This window comes from Kitasatospora cineracea, assembly GCF_003751605.1.
Taxonomy (GTDB): domain Bacteria; phylum Actinomycetota; class Actinomycetes; order Streptomycetales; family Streptomycetaceae; genus Kitasatospora; species Kitasatospora cineracea.
Map to the genome: position 1 here is coordinate 484,089 of NZ_RJVJ01000001.1, position 22,712 is coordinate 506,800.

At 71.5% G+C, this 22,712-nt stretch carries 17 protein-coding genes and 1 pseudogene; 3 read left to right on the top strand and 15 right to left on the bottom strand.

Annotated elements, in window-relative coordinates:
- Window positions 1-12 precede the first annotated feature (12 nt).
- From EDD39_RS02115 to EDD39_RS02185, 15 genes are all read right to left on the bottom strand, one after another.
- Entirely contained in the window at window positions 13-1,026 is a 1,014-nt protein-coding gene (locus EDD39_RS02115; RefSeq protein WP_123553099.1) for an ABC transporter permease, read from the bottom strand.
- Window positions 1,019-1,945 carry an ABC transporter permease gene (locus EDD39_RS02120; RefSeq protein WP_123553100.1) on the bottom strand — a complete coding sequence of 309 codons (927 nt, stop codon included), beginning with the start codon at window positions 1,943-1,945 and terminating at the stop codon, window positions 1,019-1,021. Before EDD39_RS02120 ends, EDD39_RS02115 begins: the two co-directional genes overlap by 8 nt.
- 82 nt (window positions 1,946-2,027) lie before the next feature.
- Entirely contained in the window at window positions 2,028-3,653 is a 1,626-nt protein-coding gene (locus EDD39_RS02125; protein ID WP_123553101.1) for a peptide ABC transporter substrate-binding protein, read from the bottom strand.
- 158 nt (window positions 3,654-3,811) lie between these two features.
- The gene (locus EDD39_RS02130; RefSeq protein ID WP_123553102.1) at window positions 3,812-4,828 is read right to left on the bottom strand and encodes an ABC transporter ATP-binding protein; all 1,017 of its coding nucleotides are present in this window, start codon (window positions 4,826-4,828) and stop codon (window positions 3,812-3,814) included.
- On the bottom strand, window positions 4,821-5,873 hold the full coding sequence (locus EDD39_RS02135) for an ABC transporter ATP-binding protein (protein WP_123553103.1): 1,053 nt from the start codon (window positions 5,871-5,873) through the stop codon (window positions 4,821-4,823). The genes EDD39_RS02130 and EDD39_RS02135 overlap by 8 nt, the downstream gene beginning before the upstream one ends.
- Before the next feature lie 17 nt (window positions 5,874-5,890).
- A complete protein-coding gene (locus EDD39_RS02140; RefSeq protein WP_123553104.1) occupies window positions 5,891-6,841 on the bottom strand; it encodes an ABC transporter permease in 951 nt (316 codons plus the stop codon).
- Window positions 6,834-7,760, bottom strand: coding sequence for an ABC transporter permease (locus tag EDD39_RS02145; RefSeq protein ID WP_123553105.1), 927 nt, complete (start codon window positions 7,758-7,760; stop codon window positions 6,834-6,836). The genes EDD39_RS02140 and EDD39_RS02145 overlap by 8 nt, the downstream gene beginning before the upstream one ends.
- Window positions 7,761-7,901: 141 nt before the next feature.
- Window positions 7,902-9,527 (bottom strand): peptide ABC transporter substrate-binding protein, encoded by a 1,626-nt coding sequence (locus tag EDD39_RS02150; protein ID WP_123553106.1) that lies wholly within the window; start codon window positions 9,525-9,527, stop codon window positions 7,902-7,904.
- 355 nt (window positions 9,528-9,882) lie between these two features.
- Window positions 9,883-11,787, bottom strand: coding sequence for a translational GTPase TypA (typA, locus tag EDD39_RS02155; protein ID WP_123553107.1), 1,905 nt, complete (start codon window positions 11,785-11,787; stop codon window positions 9,883-9,885).
- 229 nt (window positions 11,788-12,016) lie between these two features.
- Window positions 12,017-14,482 carry a SpoIIE family protein phosphatase gene (locus tag EDD39_RS02160; RefSeq protein ID WP_425269734.1) on the bottom strand — a complete coding sequence of 822 codons (2,466 nt, stop codon included), beginning with the start codon at window positions 14,480-14,482 and terminating at the stop codon, window positions 12,017-12,019.
- A 156-nt stretch (window positions 14,483-14,638) separates the two neighbouring features.
- Window positions 14,639-17,479, bottom strand: coding sequence for a SpoIIE family protein phosphatase (locus EDD39_RS02165; RefSeq protein ID WP_244256571.1), 2,841 nt, complete (start codon window positions 17,477-17,479; stop codon window positions 14,639-14,641).
- A gap of 229 nt (window positions 17,480-17,708) precedes the next feature.
- Complete coding sequence (locus tag EDD39_RS02170) at window positions 17,709-18,110, bottom strand: NUDIX hydrolase (protein ID WP_030463759.1); 402 nt, start codon at window positions 18,108-18,110, stop codon at window positions 17,709-17,711.
- Between the two features lie 33 nt (window positions 18,111-18,143).
- On the bottom strand, window positions 18,144-18,614 hold the full coding sequence (locus EDD39_RS02175; RefSeq protein WP_123553108.1) for a CYTH domain-containing protein: 471 nt from the start codon (window positions 18,612-18,614) through the stop codon (window positions 18,144-18,146).
- 82 nt (window positions 18,615-18,696) lie between these two features.
- On the bottom strand, window positions 18,697-18,918 hold the full coding sequence (locus EDD39_RS02180; protein WP_123553109.1) for a hypothetical protein: 222 nt from the start codon (window positions 18,916-18,918) through the stop codon (window positions 18,697-18,699).
- Window positions 18,919-19,053: 135 nt separating this feature from the next.
- On the bottom strand, window positions 19,054-19,881 hold the full coding sequence (locus EDD39_RS02185) for a methyltransferase domain-containing protein (RefSeq protein ID WP_123553110.1): 828 nt from the start codon (window positions 19,879-19,881) through the stop codon (window positions 19,054-19,056).
- Window positions 19,882-20,019: 138 nt separating this feature from the next.
- On the opposite strand from EDD39_RS02185, the gene EDD39_RS02190 reads away from it, so the two are divergent.
- The 3 genes and pseudogenes from EDD39_RS02190 to EDD39_RS02205 all read left to right on the top strand — a co-directional run bounded on the left by EDD39_RS02190 (window position 20,020) and on the right by EDD39_RS02205 (window position 22,685).
- On the top strand, window positions 20,020-20,604 hold the full coding sequence (locus EDD39_RS02190) for a pyridoxamine 5'-phosphate oxidase family protein (protein WP_123553111.1): 585 nt from the start codon (window positions 20,020-20,022) through the stop codon (window positions 20,602-20,604).
- A 150-nt stretch (window positions 20,605-20,754) separates the two neighbouring features.
- Window positions 20,755-21,958, top strand: a pseudogene (locus EDD39_RS42635) (dihydrofolate reductase family protein).
- Between the two features lie 70 nt (window positions 21,959-22,028).
- Window positions 22,029-22,685 (top strand): HAD-IA family hydrolase, encoded by a 657-nt coding sequence (locus EDD39_RS02205; RefSeq protein WP_123553113.1) that lies wholly within the window; start codon window positions 22,029-22,031, stop codon window positions 22,683-22,685.
- Window positions 22,686-22,712 lie beyond the last annotated feature (27 nt).

Here is a 22,712-nt window from a genome sequence, read left to right on the forward strand (position 1 = left end):
TTGTCCCCTCGCTCAGCGCAGCTTCGGATCGAGGGCGTCGCGCACCGCGTCGCCCAGCATGATGAAGGCCAGCACGGTGACGGAGAGCGCGGCGGCCGGGAAGAACAGGGCGAACGGCGCCTGCCGGATCACCTTCTGCGCGGACGAGATGTCCACGCCCCAGGAGATGGTCGGGTCCTGCAGGCCGATGCCGAGGAAGCTCAGCGTGGCCTCCGCCGTGATGTAGCCGCCCAGTGCGATGGTCGCCACGACGATCACCGGGGCGATCGCGTTCGGCAGGATGTGCCGGAACATCAGCCGCCCGGTGCCGGCGCCCAGCGCCCGCCCGGCGACCACGTAGTCGGACTGCTTGACGGTGATCACCGAGCCGCGCATCACGCGGGCCAGCTGCGTCCAGCCGAGCACGGCCAGCGCGATCACCACCGACCACACGTTGCGGGTGGCGAACGCGTTCAGCAGCACCAGGGCGCCGAGCAGCAGCGGGATGCCGAAGAAGATGTCGGTGAGCCGGGAGAGCACCGCGTCGACCCAGCCGCCGAAGTACCCGGCGGTCATCCCGGTCAGCCCGCCGAGGACGGTCACCGCCAGGGTGACGCAGATGCCGACGGTGATCGAGGCCCGTGCCCCGTAGAGCACCCGGGCGTAGATCGAGCGGCCCTGCCCGTCGTAGCCGAACCAGCCGCCCCCGAAGAAGTCGGTGTAGTCGGGCCTGCGCAGGTAGTTGTTGGTCAGGTCGGCGGCCCGCGGGTCGGTGTCGGTGAACAGCCCCGGCCAGATCGCGATCACGACCAACAGCAGGATCAGCACCGCCGAGATGATGAAGGTGGGCCGCTTGCGCAGGTCCCGCCAGGCGTCGCCCCACAGGCTGCGGGCCTGCTCCCGCTTGACCGGGTCGGGCTCGATCAGCGTCTCCTGCTCCACGGCCAGTCCCTGCTGTCCGACGTAGTCCAGGTGGTCGCTGTCGGTCGGCTGGATGTTGCGCAGCGGGTCGTTGTCGTCGGGGATGTCCTCGTTGCGCTCAGGCATAGCGGATCCTCGGGTCCAGGACGGCGTACAGCAGGTCGACGACCAGGCTGGCGACCAGGTAGACCAGCACCAGCACGGTGACGATGCCGACGACCGTCGGGCCTTCCTTCTGGTTGATCGCCTTGTAGAGGACGTTGCCGATGCCGGCGATGTTGAAGATGCCCTCGGTGACGATCGCGCCGCCCATCAGCGCTCCCAGGTCGGTGCCCAGGAAGGTCACCACCGGGATCAGCGAGTTGCGCAGCAGGTGCCGCCCGATGATGGTGTGCCGCGGCAGGCCCTTGGCCACCGCGGTGCGCATGTAGTCGGCGCGCAGGTTCTCGCCGATCGAGGTGCGGGTGAGCCGGGCCACGTACGCCAGCGACAGGGACGCCAGCACCAGGCCCGGCAGGATCAACTGGGTGATGTCCCGCGAGTCCTGGACGGTGGCCGTCACCCAACCCAGGTTGATGGCGAAGATCGTCTGGGCGATGTAGCCGAGCACGAACACCGGGATCGAGATGACGATCAGGGTCAGCAGCAGCACCAGGGTGTCGGCGATGCTGCCGCGGTAGAGGCCCGCGATCAGGCCCAGCGGCAGGCCGATGAAGATCTCGAAGAAGAAGGCGACCAGAGCCAGCCGGATGGTCACCGGGAAGGCGTCCGCCATGATCTCCGAGACCGGGCGGCCGGTGAAGCTGGTGCCGAAGTCCAGGTGGAAGATGTTGTTCATGTAGTGCAGGTACTGCTTCCACAGCGGCTGGTCGAGGTAGTACTGGTGCCGCAGGTTGGCCACGGTCGCCGGGTCGGCCGCCTTGTCGCCGAACATCGCGGCGATCGGGTCGCCCGGCAGGCTGTACACCATCAGGAAGATCAGCAGCGTGGCCCCGAAGAACACCGGGATCATCTGGAGCACGCGGCGTAGCACGTAACGGCCCATGGGAGCCCTCCCTCCGAAGGGGTGACGTAGTACCGGAGCCCCGCCCTCCGTGCGGGGAGGACGGGGCCGGTGCCGGGCACGGTCAGCCCTTGACCTCGACCTGGGTCCAGGCCGGGTTGCCGAAGGAGTCGAACGTGACGTTCTGCACCTTGGTGGAGAAGCCGGAGTTGGTCCGGTAGTACCAGAGCGGGATGGCCGGCATGTCGATCGCCAGCTGGGCCTCGGCCTTCTGGTAGCCGGTCGCGGTGTCCTGCACGGACGCCGCCTGGTCGGCCTCGTTGGCGAGCTTGTCGAACTCCGGGCTGGAGTAGCCGGTGTCGTTCGAGGCCGCGCCGGTGCGGTAGACGTCCGCCAGGAAGTTGGCGTTCAGCGGGTAGTCCTGCACCCAGCCGGTGCGGAACAGGCCGTTGATCTGGTGCCCGGTGATCGCCGCGCGGGCGGTCTTGAAGTCGGTCTTCGGGTCGCCGGTGCAGTTCACCCCGGTCGCCTGCCGGATCGAGTTGCAGACCGCGTCCACCCACTCCTTGTGGCCGCCGTCCGCGTTGTACGTGATCTTGATGGCGTTGCCGGGGACGCCGCCGCCCTCGGTGATCAGCTGCTTGGCCTTGTCCGCGTTGTAGGTGCAGAAGTCGCCGCAGGTGCCGGACTTGTAGCCCTCGACGCCCTCGGCGACCCAGGCGGTGGCCGGCTTGCGCGAGCCCTGGAGCACCGTCTTGGTGATGGTGTCGCGGTCGATCGCCATCGACAGGCCCTGCCGGACCTTGGCCTTGTCCTGGCCCTGCCAGTCGGCCTGGTAGAGGGTGAAGCCGATGTTCTGGATCGCGCCCTGCGGGGCGTCGATCGCCCGGTCTCCGAGGTCGTTCTTGTAGTTCGCCAGCGCCGACGGCGGCACCTGGTCCATCACATCCAGGTTGTTCGACTGCAGGTCCGCGTAGGCGGCCTCGGCGGTGGTGTACATCTTGAAGACGACGCCGCCGTTCTTCGGCTTGTCCACGCCCTGGTAGTTGGCGAACGTCTTGGTGACCACCTGCGAGTTGTGGTCCCAGCTCACGAACTCGTACGGCCCGTTGCCGACCGGCTTCTGCCCGTAGCCCGCCGGGTCCTTGAAGAAGCCCTCCGGCAGCGGCGAGAAGGCCACGTACCCCAGCTTGTACGGGAAGTACGAGACCTTGTTGTTCAGCTTGATCGTGAAGTGCGTGTCGTCCTGGACGGTCAGGCCGGACATCTTGTCGGTGGTCGGCGAGCCGCTCTCCGGGTGGACGTCCTTGTAGCCCTCGATGTCGGAGAACCAGGAGCTGTTGATCTGGTTGTTGTTGGTGTTGGCCGCCCAGTTCCAGGCGTCCACGAAGCTCTTCGCGGTCACCGGCGTACCGTCGTGGAAGGTCCAGCCCGACTTCAGCGTCACGGTGTAGGTCTGCGCGTCGCTGGTGTCGATCTTGTCCGCGACCTGCATCCGCAGCTTGCCGTTGGACGGGTCGTAGTCGGCCAGGCCCTTGAACAGGTTCTGCACGATGCGTCCGCCACCGGTCTCGTTGGCGTTGGCCGGCTGCAGCGGGTTCTGCGGCTCACTGCTCTGGTAGGTGAAGGTCTTGCTGGTGTCGGACGAGCCGCCGCCGGAACCGCCGCCGCTGCTGCCACAGCCCGTGGCCACCAGGGCCACGGACGTCGCACTGACAACGGCCCAGCGCACACGGGTGCCTGAAGGCATGGAGCTTCCTCCTCGAGGGTGTATGACGCATCTCACCTCATGAGAAGGGCCGTGCAGTTGCGACGCGACCGCAGTAGGGCCGGACGGGGGAGGGAACGCCGCAGGGGCACCGGGTGGTCTCCCGGTGCCCCTGCGGCGTGTCGTCCTCCGGCGTCGCGCTACGCGGCCGCAGGCTCCCGCTCGGCCGCGAAGTGGCAGGCCGACTCGTGCTTGGCGCCGCCGGCCAGCAGCTCGGGGACGGCCAGCAGCGGAAGCTCCGTGGAGCAGCGCTCCTCCGCCTTCCAGCAGCGGGTGCGGAAGCGGCAGCCCGACGGCGGGTTGGCCGGGGAGGGGATGTCGCCGGAGAGGATGATCCGCTCGCGCTTCTCCCGGTCCGCCGGGTCCGGCACCGGCACCGCGGAGAGCAGCGCCTGGGTGTACGGGTGGGTGGCGTGGTCGTAGATCTCCAGGTCGGTGCCGATCTCGACCATCTTGCCGAGGTACATCACGCCGACCCGGTCGGAGATGTGCCGGACGATGGAGAGGTCGTGGGCGATGAACATGTAGGAGAGCTCGAAGTCCGTCTGGAGCTGCTCCAGCAGGTTGATCACCTGGGCCTGCACCGACACGTCGAGCGCGGAGACCGGCTCGTCGCAGATGATGACCTCCGGCTTGAGCGCGAGGCCGCGGGCGATGCCGATGCGCTGGCGCTGGCCGCCGGAGAACTGGTGCGGGTACCGGTTGATGTACTCGGGGTTGAGGCCGACCACGTCCAACAGGTCCTGCACCGCCTTGCGGCGGTCGCCCTTGGGCGCCACCTCGGGGTGGATCTCGTACGGTTCGCCGATGATGTCGCCCACCGTCATGCGGGGGTTCAGCGAGGTGTACGGGTCCTGGAAGACCATCTGGATGTTGCGGCGCACCGCCTTGAGCGCGGAGCCGGAGAGCCGGGAGATGTCCTCGCCCTTGTAGAAGACCTGGCCGGCGGTGGCCCGCTCCAGGTTCATCAGGACCTTGGCGAGCGTGGACTTGCCGCAGCCGGACTCGCCGACGATGCCGAGGGTCTCGCCCTTGTGCAGGGTGAAGGAGATGCCGTCGACGGCCTTGACCGCGCCGACCTGCTTCTTGAAGAGGATGCCCTGGGTCAGCGGGTAGTGCTTGACCAGGTCGCGGACCTCCAGGATGGGCTCAGCCATGGAGGGTCTCCTTCCAGAGGTGGCAGGCGCTCTTGCGCCCGGCGAGCTCCGCACCCTCCCGGTCGGTGACCTGGTGCAGGGCGGGGATCTCGGTACGGCACAGGTCGGTGGCGACGTCGCAGCGCGGGTTGAACGCGCAGCCGGCCGGGACCTTGTAGAGGTTGGGCGGCAGGCCCTTGATCGCGTACAGCTCCTCGCCCTTCTGGTCCAGTCGCGGGATCGACCGGAGCAGGCCCTCGGTGTAGGGGTGGGCGGGCTTGGCGTACAGGTCGTGGACGGGGGCGGTCTCGACGATCCGGCCCGCGTACATGACGGCGATCTTGTCCGCGACGTCGGCGACCACGCCGAGGTCGTGGGTGATCAGGATCAGGCCCATGTGGTACTCGGCCTGGAGCTCGGCGAGCAGGTCCATCACCTGGGCCTGGACGGTGACGTCCAGCGCGGTGGTGGGCTCGTCCGCGATGATCAGGTCCGGCTCCAGGGCCAGCGCCATGGCGATCATGATGCGCTGGCGCATGCCGCCGGAGAACTGGTGCGGGAAGTCGCCGACCCGCTGGGCGGCGGCCGGGATGCGGACCCGGTCCATCAGCTCGATGGCCTTGGCCTTGGCCTCCTTCTTGGAGGCGCCCTCGTGCACGCGGAACATCTCGCCGAGCTGGTAGCCGACCGAGAGCACCGGGTTGAGCGAGGAGAGCGCGTCCTGGAAGATCATGGCGATCTTGCGGCCGCGGATCTTCCGGCGCTCCTCGCCCGACATCTTCAGCATGTCCTGGCCGCGGAACAGGATCTCCCCCGAGGTGATCCGGCCGGGCGGCATGTCGAGGATGCCCATGATGGTCTGCGCGGTGACGGACTTGCCGGAGCCGGACTCGCCGAGCACGGCCAGCGTCTCGCCGGCCGCGACCGAGTAGTTGACGCCGTTGACGGCCTTGGCGACGCCGTCCCGGGTCTTGAACTCGACGTGCAGGTCGCGGACTTCGAGCAGCGGGGTGCCGGGGGCCGGACGGTCCTTGGCAGCGGTGGTCTTCTCAAGTGCGGTGGTCATGATGCGGGCCGCCTCTCTCAGCGCAGCTTCGGGTCGAGGGCGTCGCGCACCGCGTCGCCGAGCATGATGAACGCCAGCACGGTGACGCTGAGCATGCCGGCCGGGAAGAACAGTGCGAACGGTGCCTGGCGGATCACCTTCTGGGCCGAGTTGATGTCGATGCCCCAGGAGATGGTCGGGTCCTGCAGGCCGATGCCGAGGAAGCTCAGCGTGGCCTCGGTGGCGATGTAGCCGCCCAGTGCGATGGTCGCCACGACGATCACCGGGGCGATCGCGTTCGGCAGGATGTGCTTGAACATGATCCGGCCGGTGCCGGCGCCCAGCGCCTTGGCCGCGGTCACGTAGTCGGACTGCTTGACGGTGATCACCGAGCCGCGCATGACGCGGGTCATCTGCGTCCAGCCGAGGACGACCAGGGCGAAGACCACCGACCAGACCGTGCGGACCTGGAAGGCGTTGAGCATGACCAGGGCGCCGAGCAGCAGCGGGATGCCGAAGACCATGTCGGTGAAGCGGGAGACGATGGTGTCGACCCAGCCGCCGTAGTAGCCGGCGATCATGCCCAGCAGGCCGCCGAGGACGGTGACGCCGGTGGTGACGCAGATGCCGACGACCACCGAGGCGCGGGCGCCGTAGATCATCCGGGCGTAGATGGAGCGGCCCTGGCCGTCGTAGCCGAACCAGTCCGCCTGGAAGAAGTGCAGGTAGTTCGGCTTGGCCAGGAAGTGGTGGCGCAGGTCGCCGGCGCGCGGGTCCACCGAGGTGAACAGGCTGGGGGCGATCGCGAACAGCACCAGCACCACGATCAGCGCGGCCGAGATGATGAAGACCGGGCGCTTGCGCAGGTCGTGCCAGGCGTCCAGGCCGAGGCTGCGGGGCTTCTCGGCCTTCGGGGCGGGGACGGTGACCCGCTCGGCGGGGGTCTCGCCGTCCCCGGCGGGGGCGTTCTTCTCGATCAGGTCAGGCATACCGGATCCTCGGGTCCAGGACCGCGTAGAGCAGGTCGACGAGCAGGCTGGCGACCAGGTAGACCAGCACCAGCACGACGACGAAACCGGAGACGGTCGCGCCCTCGTTGAGGTTGATGGCGTGGTACAGCGCGTTGCCGACGCCCTTGACGTTGAAGATGCCCTCGGTGACGATCGCGCCGCCCATCAGGGCGCCGAGGTCGGTGCCCAGGAAGGTGACCACCGGGATCATCGAGTTGCGCAGCAGGTGGGTGCCGATCACCTTGCGCTTGGGCAGGCCCTTGGCGACCGCGGTGCGCATGTAGTCGGCCTTCAGGTTCTCCGCGATGGAGGTCCGGGTGAGGCGGGCCACGTAGGCGAGCGAGATCGAGCCGAGCACGATGGCGGGCAGCAGCAGCTGGCCCAGGTTCATCGAGTCCTGGACGGTCGGGGTGATCCAGCCGAGCTGGATGGCGAAGACGGTCTGGAAGATGAAGCCGAGCACCGGGACGGGGATGGAGATCAGCAGCAGGGTCAGCACCAGCGTCGACTTGTCGAACGCCTTGCCGCGGCGCAGGCCGGCGAACAGGCCGATGGCGACGCCGACGACGAGTTCGAAGACGAAGGCCAGCAGCGCCAGTCGGACGGTGACCGGGAGGGCCTCGCTGATCACGTCGATGACCTTGCGGCCGCTCATCGTCTTGCCGAAGTTCCCGGTGAGCAGGTCCCCCATGTAGTTGAGGTACTGCTGCCAGATAGAGACGTCGAGTCCCATGTCGTGCTTGAACGCGGCGAGCTGGGCCGGGTCGGCCGCCTTGTCGCCCCACATCGCTGCCGCGGGGTCGCCGGGCAACCAGCGGGTCATGAAGAAGATGATCGTGACCGTGCCCAGGAACACCGGGATCATCTGGAGCAGTCGCCTTGCGACATAGCGCCCCATCGTGCCTCCAATTCACTGCTCTGACGGGCTGACTGTCCCGGTGTCAGAGTTCTGGACGTGACAACGGCCGGTGCCGGGCCGCCCGGTGGGGCGGGGCACGGCACCGGCCGTGTCTGTTCGAGCCGTGCGGTGCCGGCTCGTTTACTTCTGCTTGACCTCGACCTGGGTGAAGACCGGGTCGCCGAAGGAGTCGTACTTCACGTTCTGCACGTTCTTCGAGTAACCGGCGGTGGTCTTGTAGTACCAGAGCGGGATGGCCGGCATGTCCTTGGCCAGCTGGGCCTCGGCCTGCTGGTACAGCTCGGCGGTCTTCTCCACCGAGGTGGCCTTGTCCGCCTCGGCGGCCAGCTTGTCGAACTCCGGGCTGGAGTAGCCGGCGTCGTTGGCCGCGGCGCCGGTGCCGTACACGTCGCGCAGGAAGTTGGCGTTCAGCGGGTAGTCCTGCACCCAGCCGGTGCGCATCAGGCCGTCGACCTTCTTGTTCTTGATCAGGTCGCGGGAGGACTTGAAGTCCGGCTTGGCGTCGCCGGTGCACTCCACGCCGGTGGCCTGGCGGATGGAGTTGCAGACCGCGTCCACCCACTCCTTGTGGCCGCCGTCGGCGTTGTACAGGACGGTGATCTTGTTGCCGGGGACGCCGCCGCCCTCGGTGATCAGCTGCTTGGCCTTCTCCGGGTTGTACGTGCAGTACTCGCCGCAGGTGTTGTCCTTATAGCCCATCGCGCCCGGGGCGACCCAGGAGTTGGCGGGCTGGCGGGAGCCGTTGAGCACCGTCTTGGTGATGGTGTCGCGGTCGATCGCCATCGACAGGCCCTGGCGGACCTTGGAGAGGTTCGCGCCCTTCCAGTCGTCGGCGTACAGCGAGAAGGAGATCGACTGGATGGCACCCTGGGCCTGGTCGACGGCGCGGTCGCCCAGGTCGTTCTTGTACGAGGACAGGTCGGTCGGGTCGACCTGGTCCAGCACGTCCAGGTTGTCCGAGATCAGGTCCTTGTACGCGGCGTCGGCCTGTGCGTAGTTCTTGAAGACGATGCCGCCGTTCTTCGGCTTGTCGACGCCCGCGTACTTGTCGTAGGCGGCGACGGTGATCGCCTTGTTGTGCTCCCACGAGACGAACTTGTAGGGGCCGTTGCCGATCGGCGACTGGCCGTACTTGGCCGGGTCGGTGAAGAAGACCTCGGGCAGCGGCGAGAAGGCGGTGTAGCCGAGCTTGTACTCGAAGTACGAGACCGGGCCGGTCAGCGCGATGGTGAAGTGGGTGTCGTCGACGACCTTGAGGCCGGACATGGTGGCGGCGGTGGGGTCGCCCGCGTCCGGGTGGACGTCCGTGTAGCCCTGGATGTCGGAGAACCAGTCGGAGTTGATCTGGTTGTTCTTGACGTTGGCGGACCAGTTCCAGGCGTCCACGAAGGACTTGGCGGTCACCGGGGTGCCGTCGTGGAAGGTCCAGCCCGACTTCAGGGTGACGGTGTAGTTCTGCGCGTCGGTGGTCTCGATCTTGTCGGCGACCTGGTTGCGCAGCTGGCCGTTGCTGGGGTCGTAGTCCACCAGGCCCTTGAACAGGGTCTTGATCACGCGGCCGCCGCCGACCTCCATGGCGTTCGCCGGCTGGAGCGGGTTCTGCGGCTCGGTGCTCTGGTAGCTGAACGTGCCCTGGGCGTTGGACGCCCCGGTGCTGGAGCTGCCCGAAGAGCTGCCGCAAGCGGTAGCGGCGAGGGCGACCGCGACGGCTGCGACAACCCACTTGGCCTGGCTGGCACCGCGCATGGGTGTGCCTCCTGAAATCGTGTTGCAGATCGCTCGCGGCCTGGCGCGCACCCCTGCGCAGGAGCCTCGACCCGAGCTCGACTGCACCCACTATCGGTCACTCACGGATACGGAAATGACCAATACGGATTTCAATTTGGTCACATGAACGACGGATGAATCCCGGAAAACGGACATTCAAGACATAGCCAGACACGGGCGAAACGGACAGTTGTCGCGGATGACGATCAGTGACGTCCGATTAACGAACGCCCCGCGCCCGGAGATCCGTGACGGAGCGTCACCGAAAACGCGACCGGCCGGCGTCCGCGAGGACGCCGGCCGGTCGGCCGAGCAGGGTGGAACCGGGCGGGTGTCAGCCCTTCTTGGCGCGCGAGGCGGTGCGGCCGCGGTCCTTGGCGTCCAGGACGACCTTGCGGATGCGCACGGTCTCCGGGGTCACCTCGATGCACTCGTCCTCGCGGCAGAACTCCAGCGACTGCTCCAGCGAGAGCTTGCGCGGCGGCACGATGGACTCGGCCACGTCCGCGTTGGAGGAGCGCATGTTGGTGAGCTTCTTCTCCTTGGTGATGTTCACGTCCATGTCGTCGGCGCGGGAGTTCTCGCCGACGATCATGCCCTCGTACACCTCGGTGCCCGGGTCGATGAACAGCACGCCGCGCTCCTGCAGGTTGGTCATCGCGAAGGCGGTGACCACGCCGGAGCGGTCGGCGACCAGGGAGCCGTTGTTGCGGGTGGTCAGGTTGCCGAACCACGGCTCGTAGCCCTCGTGGATCGAGTGCGCGATGCCGGTGCCGCGGGTGCCGGTGAGGAACTCGGTGCGGAAGCCGATCAGACCGCGGGACGGCACCACGAACTCCATCCGGACCCAGCCCGAGCCGTGGTTGGACATGTTGTCCATCCGGCCCTTGCGGATGCCCATGAGCTGCGTGACGGCGCCCATGTGCTCCTCGGGGACGTCCACGGTGAGGCGCTCGACCGGCTCGTGGGTCTTGCCGTTGACCTCGCGGGTGACCACCTGCGGCTTGCCGACGGTCAGCTCGAAGCCCTCGCGGCGCATGGTCTCGATCAGGATGGCCAGCGCCAGCTCGCCGCGGCCCTGCACCTCCCAGGCGTCCGGGCGCTCGGTGTCCAGCACGCGCAGCGACACGTTGCCGATCAGCTCGCGGTCCAGGCGGTCCTTCACCTGGCGGGCCGTCACCTTGCGGTCCACCTTGGCGCCGGACTTGGCGTCGGCGCCCTTGCCGGAGCCGCCCTTGCCGACCAGCGGCGAGGTGTTGGTGCCGATGGTCATCGAGATGGCGGGCTCGTCGACGGTGATCAGCGGCAGCGCGATCGGGTTCTCGGTGTCGGCGAGGGTCTCGCCGATCATGATGTCGCCGATGCCGGCGACGGCGCAGATGTCACCGGGGCCGGCCACCTCGGCGGGCTTGCGGGTGAGCGCCTCGGTCATCAGCAGCTCGGAGATCCGGACGTTCTGGATCGAGCCGTCGCGCTTGATCCAGGCCACCGTCTGGCCCTTGCGCAGCTCGCCCTGCTCGACCCGGAGGAGGGCGATGCGGCCGAGGAAGTTGTCGGCGTCCAGGTTGGTGACGTGCGCCTGCAGCGGGGCGTCGGCGTCGTAGGTCGGGGCCGGGACGTGCTCCAGGATGGTGGAGAAGAACGGCTCCAGGTTGTCGGAGTCGGCCGGCACGGTGCCGTTCTCCGGCTTGGTCAGCGAGGCCACGCCGTCGCGGGCGCAGGCGTAGACGATCGGGAACTCGATCTGGTCCTCGTCCGCGTCCAGGTCCAGGAACAGGTCGTAGGTCTCGTTGATGACCTCGTCGATCCGGGCGTCCGGACGGTCGGTCTTGTTGATGCACAGGATGACGGGCAGCCGGGCGGTGAGCGCCTTGCGCAGCACGAAGCGGGTCTGCGGCAGCGGGCCCTCGGAGGCGTCGACCAGCAGGACGACCGCGTCCACCATCGACAGACCGCGCTCGACCTCACCGCCGAAGTCGGCGTGGCCGGGGGTGTCGATGATGTTGATGGTGATCGGAGCGCCACCGTCCTTGGGGTGGTACTTGACCGCGGTGTTCTTGGCGAGAATGGTGATGCCCTTCTCGCGCTCGAGGTCGTTCGAGTCCATCATCCGGTCGTCGAGGTGCTGGTGGGCGGCGAAGGCGCCGGCCTGCTTCAGCATGGCGTCGACCAGGGTGGTCTTGCCGTGGTCGACGTGGGCGACGATGGCGACGTTGCGGATGTCGTTGCGCGTGGGCATGCGGCGCTGATTCTCCCGGAATCGTGGGTCACGGTGCCCGGCCCGCGTCAGCATTCACCGGTCCACCCACCGGGCACGGCACATGCCCCGGCTTCTCCCCATCGTACGGGGAACGGCCCAATGGAGCCGAAACGGGCGGCTGCGGAGCGGTGGAGATCACCTTCCGGCGGCGGTGCTTCCGGTACGCACCGCGGTGGCGGCGGCCGCTGCCGGGCCGCCGCCGGGCGGGTCAGAGGGCCAGTTCGAACCAGACGATCTTGCCCTTGGGGGTGCGGCGGCTGCCCCAGCGCTCGGCCAGCAGCGAGACGAGCTGCAGGCCGCGGCCGCCCTCGTCGGTCTCCTGGGCGCGGCGCTGGCGGGGCTGGGCGTAGGCGTCGTCCCAGACCTCGCAGACCATGGTCTTGTCGCGCAGCAGGCGCAGCCGGATCTCGCCGCGGCCGTGCCGCAGCGCGTTGGTGACCAGCTCGCTGACCAGCAGTTCCGAGGTGTCGACCAGTTCGTCCAGGCCGCGTTCCAGCAGCCAGCCGCAGGCGGCCTCGCGGGCCTTGGCGACCGAGGTCGGCTCGGAGGGGAACCGCCAGTCGCCGACCGAGCCCTTGGGCAGGCCCTTGACCTTGGCCATCAGCAGGGCGATGTCGTCCTCGCCGTGGTGCGGGTTGAGCTCGTCCAGCACCTGGTCGCAGAGTTCCTCGATCCGCTCGGAGCCGGCCTCCAGCGCGGCCCGGAAGGCGTCGATGCCCTCGTCGAGCTGGTGCTTGCGGGACTCCACCAGGCCGTCGGTGTAGAGGGCCAGCACGGCGCCCTCCGGCAGGTCGACGGTGACCTCCTCGAACGGCTCGCCGCCGACGCCGAGCGGCAGGCCGGGCGGCACGGTGATGGTGCGGGCGCCCTGGCCGGGGGCGAGCAGGACCGGCGGGAGGTGGCCGGCGTTGGCGAAGGTGCAGCGCTGCTTGACGGCGTCGTAGACGGCGTAGACGCAGGTGGCGAGGTAGACCTCGGCGCTGGAGCGGTCCGGGTCCTCGTCGTTGCCGAGGCCGCGGGCGATCTCGTCGAGGGCGGAGAGCACCTCTTCCGGGTCGAGGTCGAGCATGGCCAGGGTGCGGACGGCGGTGCGCAGTTGGCCCATCGCCACGGCGGCGCGCAGGCCGCGGCCCATCACGTCGCCGATCACCAGGGCGGTGCGGCTGCCGGGCAGCGGGATGACGTCGAACCAGTCGCCGCCGACCTCGGTGTTGTTGTTGCTGGGCAGGTAGCGGCGGGCGATCTCCAGGCCGGAGGCGGCCGGGTTGCCGGGGGGCAGCAGGCTGCGCTGGAGGATCAGGGCGCGCTCGTGCTCGCGGCGGTAGAGCCGGGCGTTGTCGACGCAGACCGCGGCGCGGGCGACGAGTTCCTCGGCGATCGCCACCTCGCGGGCGTCGAACGGCTCGCTGCCGATCGCCCGGGAGAGCTGGACCAGGCCGAGCACCTGGTCGCGTGCGACCAGCGGCACCACCAGGGTGGAGCGCAGCAGCGGGTCGGGCCCGGGCTGCGGGACGACGCTGCGGCCGGTGCGCAGGGCGCGGGCGTGCGGGGAGCGCGGCGGGTAGCAGAGCGTGCCGCCGGCCTCGGCGACCCGGACGCCGCCGGCCCGCTCGCTGCCGAGCACGGACGGGGCGTTGCCGACCACGCTGGAGACGGCGACCCGGCGCAGTTCGCCGCTCTCCGGGTTGGCGCTGAGCGGGGCGGAGTCGCCGGTGAGCAGCGCGGTGTACAGGTCGACGGTGGCGACGTCGCAGAACTGCGGGACGATCACGTCGAGCAGTTCCTTGGCGGTGGTCTCCAGGTCGAGGGTGGAGCCGATGTGGGTGGACGCCTCGTTCAGCAGGGCGAGGCTGCGGCGCACGCCGGCCGCCTCGCGTTCGGCGATGTGCCGGCTGGTGACGTCCTGGACCTGGCCGGCCACGCCGATCGGGCGGCCGCCGGCGGCGGTGAGCCGGTACAGCGAGACGGCCCAGGTGCGCTGGTCCTCGTCGCGGCCGGCGGTGGGGCGGGCGGCCCGGACCGGGCCGGACAGCCGCAGGTCGAGGACGGGCTCCTGGCCGGTGAGGACCTTGCGCAGGGCGAGCAGCAGCCGGTCCGCGTCGGAGGGGCGGAACACGTCGCCGGGGGCGAGGCCCTGCAGGGCGGCGGGGCTGCGGCCGACGCCGGCCGCGAACGCGGCGTTGACGCGCTGCAGCTTGAGGTCGGTGTCGAACAGGAAGAACCCGGTGGGGGTCTGGCCGATGACGGCCTCGGAGGCGGCCAGGTCGGTCTCGATGGCGCGCAGCCGGCCGAGGTCGACGGCCAGGCAGGTCGCGGAGCCGTCGGCGCTGGCGGGCATCGCGTAGACCTCGGCGAGGCTCTCGGCGCCGGCCTGGTCCCGGTAGGGGGCGGTGCCGACCCACTCCTCGCCGGACAGGATGCGCTCGAGCCGGGCCCGGCCGCGCTGCCACATCTCGCGCGGGATGAACGCGGTGATCGGGTCGGCGCCGACCGCCTCGGCGGCGGGGACGCCGAAGAACTCGGCGGCCCGGTCGCTCCACTGCGCGATCCGGCCGTCCGGGCCGATGGCGAAGGTCGCCACCCGGATGTAGTCGTAGATGGTGCCCGAGGTGCCCTGTCCCCAGCCGAGCGGCAGCGGGACGGGGGTCGTCGGGGCACCCGGCTGCTCCGGCACCGCGGCATGACTGCCGCTGCCGTGCGTCACGTTCCGTGCCGGGAAGCTGTTCAACGGACCGACCCCTCCAACCCGCGCCCATCCGGTGTCGAGAAGACCGAGTATTCGCTGTCCGAGTATTCATCATCCGGGCGTGGGCGCACACACCCTTCAACGTCACAACATCGAATCGGGTGGTTGAACCCCGGTGTTCGACAGCTCGAACCAGACGACCTTGCCGAGTCCTTCGGCCCTGGTGCCCCAGCGCAGGGCGAGCCGGCGGACCAGTTCGAGGCCGCGCCCGCCCTCGTCGCCGGCCCCGGCGTGGCGCTCCCGGGGCGGGTCGGGCAGCGGGTCGGAGATCTCCACCAGCAGCAGGTCGCCGAGGGTGAGCCGGACGCCGATCGGGGCGCTGGCGTACCGGACGGCGTTGGTGACGAGTTCGCTGACCAGCAGTTCGGCGGTGTCGGTGAGCTCCTCGGCGTCCCAGTCCGCCAGGGTGCCGCGGACCAGTCGGCGGGCCCGGGAGACGGCGGTCGGCTCGGCGGGCAGCGTCCAGCCCGCGGTGGGCTCCTCGGCCCGGCCCTCGCCGAGCCGGGCCAGCAGCAGGGCCACGTCGTCGGGCTCGCGGCCCTGCTCCATGGTGCCGAGGACGGCCTCGCACGCCTGCTGGATCGAGGCGTACGGCTGTTCGAGCACGCTGATCAACCTCCCCAGTCCCACGTCCAGGTCCTTGTCCCGGGACTCCACCAGCCCGTCGGTGCACAGGGCGAGCAGGCTGCCGTCCGGGATCCGCAGCTCGACGGACTCGAACGGCACCCCGCCGACGCCGAGCGGCGCGCCGGAGGGCAGGTCGAGGACCCGGCCGGCGCCGCCGGGCAGCGGGCCGCCGGAGCGGGCCGGCTCGGCACCGGCGCCGGGCACCACCAGGACCGGCGGGATGTGGCCGGCCTTGGTGACGGTCAGGCTGCGCCGGGCGGGGTCGAAGACCGCGTAGACGCAGGTGGCGAGCAGGGCCTCGTCGGGGCCCTGGGCGAGGTCGTCGGCGAGCTCGTGGACGTGCCGCAGCACCACCTCGGGGGGCAGGTCGAGGGCGGCCAGCACCCGGACCGCGGTGCGCAGCCGGCCCATCGTGGCGGCGGCCCGCAGGCCGTGGCCCATCACGTCGCCGACCACCAGGGCGGTGCGCTCGCCGGGCAGCGGGATGACGTCGAACCAGTCGCCGCCGACCTCGGTGCCGCTGGAGCCGGGCACGTACCGGTAGGCGACCTCGACGCCGGGCGGCTGCGGGACCTGCTGGGGCAGCAGGGTGCGCTGCAGGGTGAGCGCGGCGGTGCGCTCGCGGGCGTACAGCCGGGCGTTGTCCAGCGAGCTGCCGGCCCGGTCGGCGAGCTCGACGGTGAAGGCCAGGTCGTCGCGGTCGAAGCCCTCGCGGTAGCCGGCCCGGCTGACCACCAGCAGGCCGATCACGATGCCGCGGGCCCGCAGCGGGACCACCAGCCGGGAGTGCACGCCGAGCTCGCGGGCGGCCTCGACCTTGGGGTCGCCGGGGAAGGACAGCTCCTCGGGCCCGTTGCCGCCGGAGAGCATCTCGGGGACGCCGCTGCGCAGCACCCGGCCGAAGACCGAGTCCTCCTCGAAGGTGATCCGGGCGCCGTGCCGCAGCATGGTCTCCACCGCGGGGCTGTGCTGGATCGCGGCGACGCCGAGCTGCAGCAGCGAGGTGTGCCGGTCGTGGCCGTGCCGGGGCAGGTCGTCACCGTGCGCGACGGCCTGCAGCAGGATCACCCCGGCGTAGTCGGCGAGCCGGGGGACCACCGCGCCGGCCAGCTCCTGGGCGATCATCGAGGCGTCCAGCAGGTCGCCGACCCGGGAGCCGAACTCGTTGAGCAGCGACAGCCGCCGCCGGGCGCCCTCGACCTTGGCGACCGCCCGGTAGCGCTCGGTGACGTCCATGACGGTGCCGGAGATGCCCAGCACCCGGCCGGAGCGGTCGGTCATCCGGCTGTAGGAGATCGACCGGTACCCGGAGCCGGCGGAGGCCGGGGAGGCCAGCGTGACGTCGATGACCGGCTCGCCGGTGGCCAGCACCTGGCGCTGGACGGCGGTGATCTCGTCGGCGGAGCGCTCGGGCAGCGTCTCGCCGGTGGTGCGGCCGACGTGCTCCTCGGCGGGCAGGCCGTTCATGTCGGCCAGGGTGCGGTTGACGGCGGTGTAGCGCAGGTCGGTGTCGAGCACCGCGATGCCCAGCGGGGACTGCTCGAACAGCGCGTCGCGGACCGCGAGGTCGCGCTCGACGGCGCGCAGCGCGGCGGCCTCGGTGAGCGCGGCCTGCACGTACGGGGCGCCGTCGCCGTCGACCAGCAGCGAGAGCCGGGCCTCCACCTCGACCGGCAGGCCGTCCCGGTCGGCGATCTCGGTGAAGCCGTGCCAGGAGCCGCGGCGCAGCGTCTCCTGGAGGGCGGACCGGGTGCGCTGCACCTGGCCCGGGTCCGGGATCAGTTCGTCGACGGCGCGGCCGACCAGCACCTCGCTGGGCCAGCCGAGCATCTCCTCGGCGGCCGGGCTCCACAGCACCACCCGGCCCGAGGTGTCCAGGATGACGATGGCCACCCGCACCACGTCCAACAGGCTGCCGCCCTCGGTGCGGCGGCTGGGGTGCAGGGGGGTCGGGCCGCCGTCGGAGCGGGCCCCGGGCGGCGGCTCCGCCCCGCCGGGGAAGGCCCGGGCGGGGCGGCCGCGGGCCGGGGGGCCGGCGGTGCCGGTGGCGAGGGCGGTCGGCGGCTGGGGGGCGGCGCCCGCCGTCGGGGCGCTGCCGGGGCGGCCCCCGCCGGGCCGGGAGCGGAAGTGCTCGCCGGGGTCGGGGCGGCCGCGGCGCAGCCGGGCCCGGGCGGCCGCCCGGCCGGCGGCGGTGCGGGCGGGCAGTGCGGCGCCGCCGCTGCCGGGCCGCCGCGAACCGCGCGCGGGCAGACCGGACGCCTCGCGCTCTCCCTCGCCGTCACCCGGCTTCGCCACCACCTACCGGGCCTCCCGCCACCGCATGGGACGCCCCCGGCCGGTCGCCGGGCGCGGGCCGCCGCCACGCCGTGTCGCCGCAGGCTCACGGATCGTGACGAATGCTGCCGAACTCTGCCATACCCAGGGAATCGCCCCACTATCCCGGCATACGGGTCGTCTGTCCGATTGGCGTACAGAACGGACACGGAGGTGCGGACGGGCTCCGCGCGGGCGGAGGGGCCCGGGCGGATCAGTGCAGGCGGCCGTCGCGGTGCAGGTCGTCGAAGAGGACCTGGTCGACCGGGGGGACGCGGTCGCGGTCGGCGTAGCCGAACCAGTCGACCTCCTCGATCTCGCTGCTGGCGGCGAGGGTGCCGGTGTAGTCGGCGGCGTAGCAGGCCATCCTGACCACGGCGCCGGGGGCCTGGCCGTGGGCCTCGGCGTGGTAGGTGCCGACGTGGGTGACGGTGTCGGGGCGGATGGCGACGGTGAGTTCCTCGGCGACCTCGCGGACCAGGGTCTGCAGGTCGGTCTCGGCGCCCTCGCGCTTGCCGCCGGGGATGTAGAAGACGTCCTTGCCGCGGGGGCGGGCGCAGAGGATCCTGCCGCCCTCCAGCCGGACCCACGCCACCGTGTCGATCAGGTCTGCCATCGCCGTCCTCGCGCTCGTCGTACCCGCCCGACCCTACGTCAGGGGCGGGGCGTCGGCGGTGGCCAGGTGCCGGTTCTTGAGGTCGGGGCGGTCGGTGACCTCGGGGCCGAACCAGGACGGCGGGGTGAACGCGGCCGCGGCGTCCGGGTCGGTGAACTCGACCTCCACGGTGCGCAGTCCGGTCAGTCGGCCGCGGTAGGTGTCGACCACGGCCTCGTGCGGGCCGAGCGGGACGACCCGGCGGCTCTTGTCGATCCGGGCGTGCTCGGTGGCGGGCCACAGGTCGGCGAACTGCTCGGCGCTCAGCGGGGTCTCCCACTCGCCGCGGACCAGTCCGGTGCCGCGCTTGACGGTCAGCGAGCACTCCTCGCCCTGCCGGCGCACCCGCGCCTCGGCCCCTTCGGGCCCGAGCACCAGGTACCCCTGCCGGACCTCGAACTCCCGTCCGTCCGGGACGTGTTCGCCCTCCGGGACGAGGAACTTGCGCTCGATCTCGACGCCCACGCGGCCTCCTCGGCATCCGTTCCCGGGGCGGCGCGCGCCGCCCCGGGGCCACGGTACGCGGACGGGGCCGGGCAGTGGGGGATCAGCCGGGACCGGCGGGGCCCCCGGAGACCTCGGGGCTCTCGGGGATCCGGGGGTCCTCGGGTTCGACCCAGTAGAGCTGCTTGTGGCCGCGGGCCTCGAACTCGGCGGCCAGCGCCTCGGCTCCGGCCCGGTCGAGGCCGCGGGCGAGCAGGAAGCGGTTGCCGTTGTCGTCCTGGCGCATCACCCGGTGGGTGGTGCCGGTGCGCTGCTCGCCGTCCATGCGCACACGGTAGCGGTCCGACCCGGTGGGGGGCGGGTCGGACCGCCCGTCCGGCTGTCGGGCCGGGCGGTGGGCACTACCGGGCGGTACGCGGCCGGTCAACGTCACGTCACGTCAACGCGGGGGCGTGCCCAACTAGCTTACGTGATACAGGAGTTCGCCGTGCAGTACGGCGAACCAGGCGTCCGGGTCGGCGCCCCAGCGGGCCCAGCCGGCGGCGATCCGCTCCAGGTCGGCGGGGGTGGCCAGGCCCTCGGCGACCGCGGTGGCGGCGGTCTTCGAGCGCACCGTGCGCTCGGCCCAGCTCTCCGACCACCAGGCCCGCTCGGCGCCGGTGGCGAAGGTCCAACTGCTGGACGAGCAGCGCGGGTTGGCGTCCGGTGCGGCCGGTTCGCCGGTCAGGCCCGCCGCGTGCGCCCAGGCCAGCAGGCGGCGGCCGGCGTCGGGTTCGCCGCCGTTGGCCCGGGCGACCTTCCGGTACAGGCTCAACCACTCGTCCAGCTCGGGCAGTTCGGGGTACCAGGTCATCGCGGCGTAGTCCGAGTCGCGGACCGCGATCACCCCGCCGGGGGCGGTGACCCGGCGCATCTCGCGCAGGGCGGCGACCGGGTCGGGCAGGTGCTGCAGCACCTGGTGGGCGTGCACCACGTCGAACGAGGCGTCGGCGTAGGGCAGTCGGTAGACGTCGGCGACCTCGTAGGACAGGTTCGCCAGGCCGCGTTCGGCGGCCAGCGCGGCGGCCTCGGCCAGCACCTCGGGGACCGGCTCGATGCCGACCACCCGGCCGCTCGGGCCGACCAGTTCGGCCAGGTCGGCGGTGATCGTGCCCGGGCCGCAGCCGACGTCCAACACCCGCTGGCCGGGGCGCAGTTCGGGCAGCAGGTAGGCGGCGGAGTTGGCGGCGGTGCGGCTGCGGTGCGAGCGCAGGACGGCGGCGTGGTGGCCGTGGGTGTAGGCGGGCATGGCGGGTTCCCTCTCCCTCGAAGGCGACCCCTCCAGGATAGGAAGATGTTCCACTGTTCGGACAATCCTGTATCGAATGGCGAGACGAAGGGGAAACCTCCTGGCCCTCCGCCGCCCGCCGGGAGCAGAATCGTCCGCATGGGAAAGACTTATGAGCGCATCGATGCCAGGCTGCGCGCGTTCATCGAGAAACAGCCCGTCTACTTCGTCGGCACCGCGCCGCTGGCTGCCGACGGCTACCTCAACCTGTCCCCCAAGGGCCGGGCCGGCACCCTCGTCGTGCTGGACGAACTGACCGTCGCCTACCTGGACTTCGGCGGTTCGCACGCAGAGACCATCGCCCACCTGCGGGAGAACGGGCGGATCGTCCTGATGTGGTGCGCCTTCGAGGGGCCGCCGACCGTGCTGCGGGTGCACGGGCACGGCGAGCCGGTGTTCCGCGACGACCCGCGGTTCGCCGAACTGCTCGACCGCTTCGACCCGACCGCGGACGGCACCGCGCTGCGCGCGATCATCCTGGTGCGGGCCGAACGGGTCAGCGACTCCTGCGGGTTCGCCGTCCCGTTCATGGAGTACCAGTCCGACCGGACGCTGCTCGCCGAGTTCTTCGACCGCAAGGGCGAGGACCGGTTCAGCGAGTACTGCGAGGGCAAGGAGAACGTCGGCGTCAGCATCAACGGGCTGCCCGCCCTGCCGCTGCCGGTGCCGCCCCGGCCGTCCTGAGCCGGCCGCGGGCGGCGGGCGGCGGGCGGCGGGCGGCGGACGGCGGGCGGCGGACGGCGGGCGGCGGGCGGCGGACGGCGGACGGCGGGCGGCGGGCGGGCGCGGCGTACGGTGGGACTCCGCCCGTCCGCCGACCCTGGAGCCCCGACCGTGCCCCGCCCCCACGTCCTGCTGAGCGCCGCGGTGTCGATCGACGGCCACCTCGACGACGCCTCCCCCGACCGGCTGCTGCTCTCCAACGCCGAGGACTTCGACCGGGTCGACGCGCTGCGCGCCGACAGCGACGCGGTGCTGGTCGGCGGCGGGACGCTGCGCGCCGACAACCCGCGGCTGCTGGTCAACTCGCCGCAGCGGCGCGCCGCCCGGGAGGCCGCCGGGCGGCCCGGGTACCCGCTGAAGGTCACCCTGAGCGCGAGCGGCCGGCTGGACGCGGGCCTGAACTTCTGGCACACCGGCGGCGCCAAGCTCGCCTACACCACCGACGCCGCCGCGCCAGCGCTGCGCGCCGCGCTGGCCGGGGCGCCCGGCACCGAGGTGGTCGGCCTGGGCGGGGCGGTGCCGCTCGGCGCGGTGCTCGACGACCTGGGCGCGCGCGGGGTGCGCCGGCTGATGGTCGAGGGCGGCGGCAGCGTGCACACCCAGTTCCTCGCCGAGGGGCTGGCCGACGAACTGCAACTGGCCGTCGCCCCGCTGCTGGTCGGCCAGGCCGCCGCACCCCGCTTCCTCTCCCCCGCCGCGTACCCTGGCGGCCCGGCCCGCCGGATGCGGCTGCTGGAGGCACGTACGGTGGGGGACGTCGTCCTGCTGCGGTACGCCCCGAAGGAGTCCTCCGATGACCACCAGTGACCGTGCGCCCGAGAGCCGGAACGAGCGCGAGCAGGCGAGCGGGAGCGGGGACGCGGCCGGCCGCGGGCGCGACCTCGGGTGGATGCGCCGCGCGATCGAGCTGTCCCGGCGCTGCCCGCCGTCCGCAACGGCCTTCTCGGTCGGCGCGGTGGTGGTCGGCGCGGACGGCGAGGTGCTGGCCGAGGGCTACAGCCGCGAGGTGGACGCCGTGAACCACGCCGAGGAGGCCGCGCTCGGCAAGCTGCCGGCCGGCGACCCGCGGCTGCGCACCGCCACCGTCTACTCGACCCTGGAGCCGTGCGGGCAGCGCGCCTCCCGGCCGCACCCGTGCGCGGAGCTGATCGTGGCCGCCGGGGTGCCGCGGGTGGTGGTGGCCTGGCGGGAGCCCGCGCTGTTCGTCGAGGCGTGCCAGGGCACCGCGCTGCTGACCGGCGCGGGCATCGAGGTGGTGGAGCTGCCGGAGCTCGCCGAGGAGGCCCGGGCGGTCAACGCGCACCTGGTGGGGTGAGCGGCCCGCCTCCGGGAGTTTTGTACGCTTGAGGAACAAACACCCGTACGAGGCCTCCCGAGGAGCCCCGATGCCCGTCCTCACCCCGCCGGTCCGGGCCGTCCTGCTCGACATGGACGGCACCCTGGTCAACTCCGACGCCGTGGTCGAACGCTGCTGGCGCCGCTGGGCCGAGCGCAACGGCCTGGACGGCGACGAGGTGATGCGGGTCGCGCACGGGCGGCAGGGCCACCTGACCATGGGCCTGCTGCTGCCCGACCGCCCGGTCGAGCAGAACCTCGCCGAGAACGCGGTGATGCTCGACGAGGAGTCCTCCGACATCGACGGCGTGGTCGAAGTCCCGGGCGCCGCAAGGCTGGTGGCCTCGCTGGCCGGACTGCCGCACGCGCTGGTGACCTCCGCCGACGACCGGCTCGCCCGGGTCCGGATGGCCGCCGCCGGCGTCCCGCTGCCGCCGCTGGTGATCACCGCCGAGCACGTCGGCGCCAGCAAGCCCGACCCGGAGGGCTTCCTGAAGGCCGCCGCCGAGTTGGGCGTCGCCCCCGCCGAGTGCCTGGTGCTGGAGGACTCCGAGGCCGGCATCGCCGCCGCCCGGGCCGCCGGCATGCCGGTGCTCGGCATCGGCCCGCGCGCCGCCGCCCACCGGCCCGACCACCACGTGGACGACCTGTCCGGCGTCCGGGTCAGCGGGGCGGCGGACGGCGGGCTGATCGTCGAACTGCCCTGACCCGTAAGGCGTTTCGGCGCTCCGGTG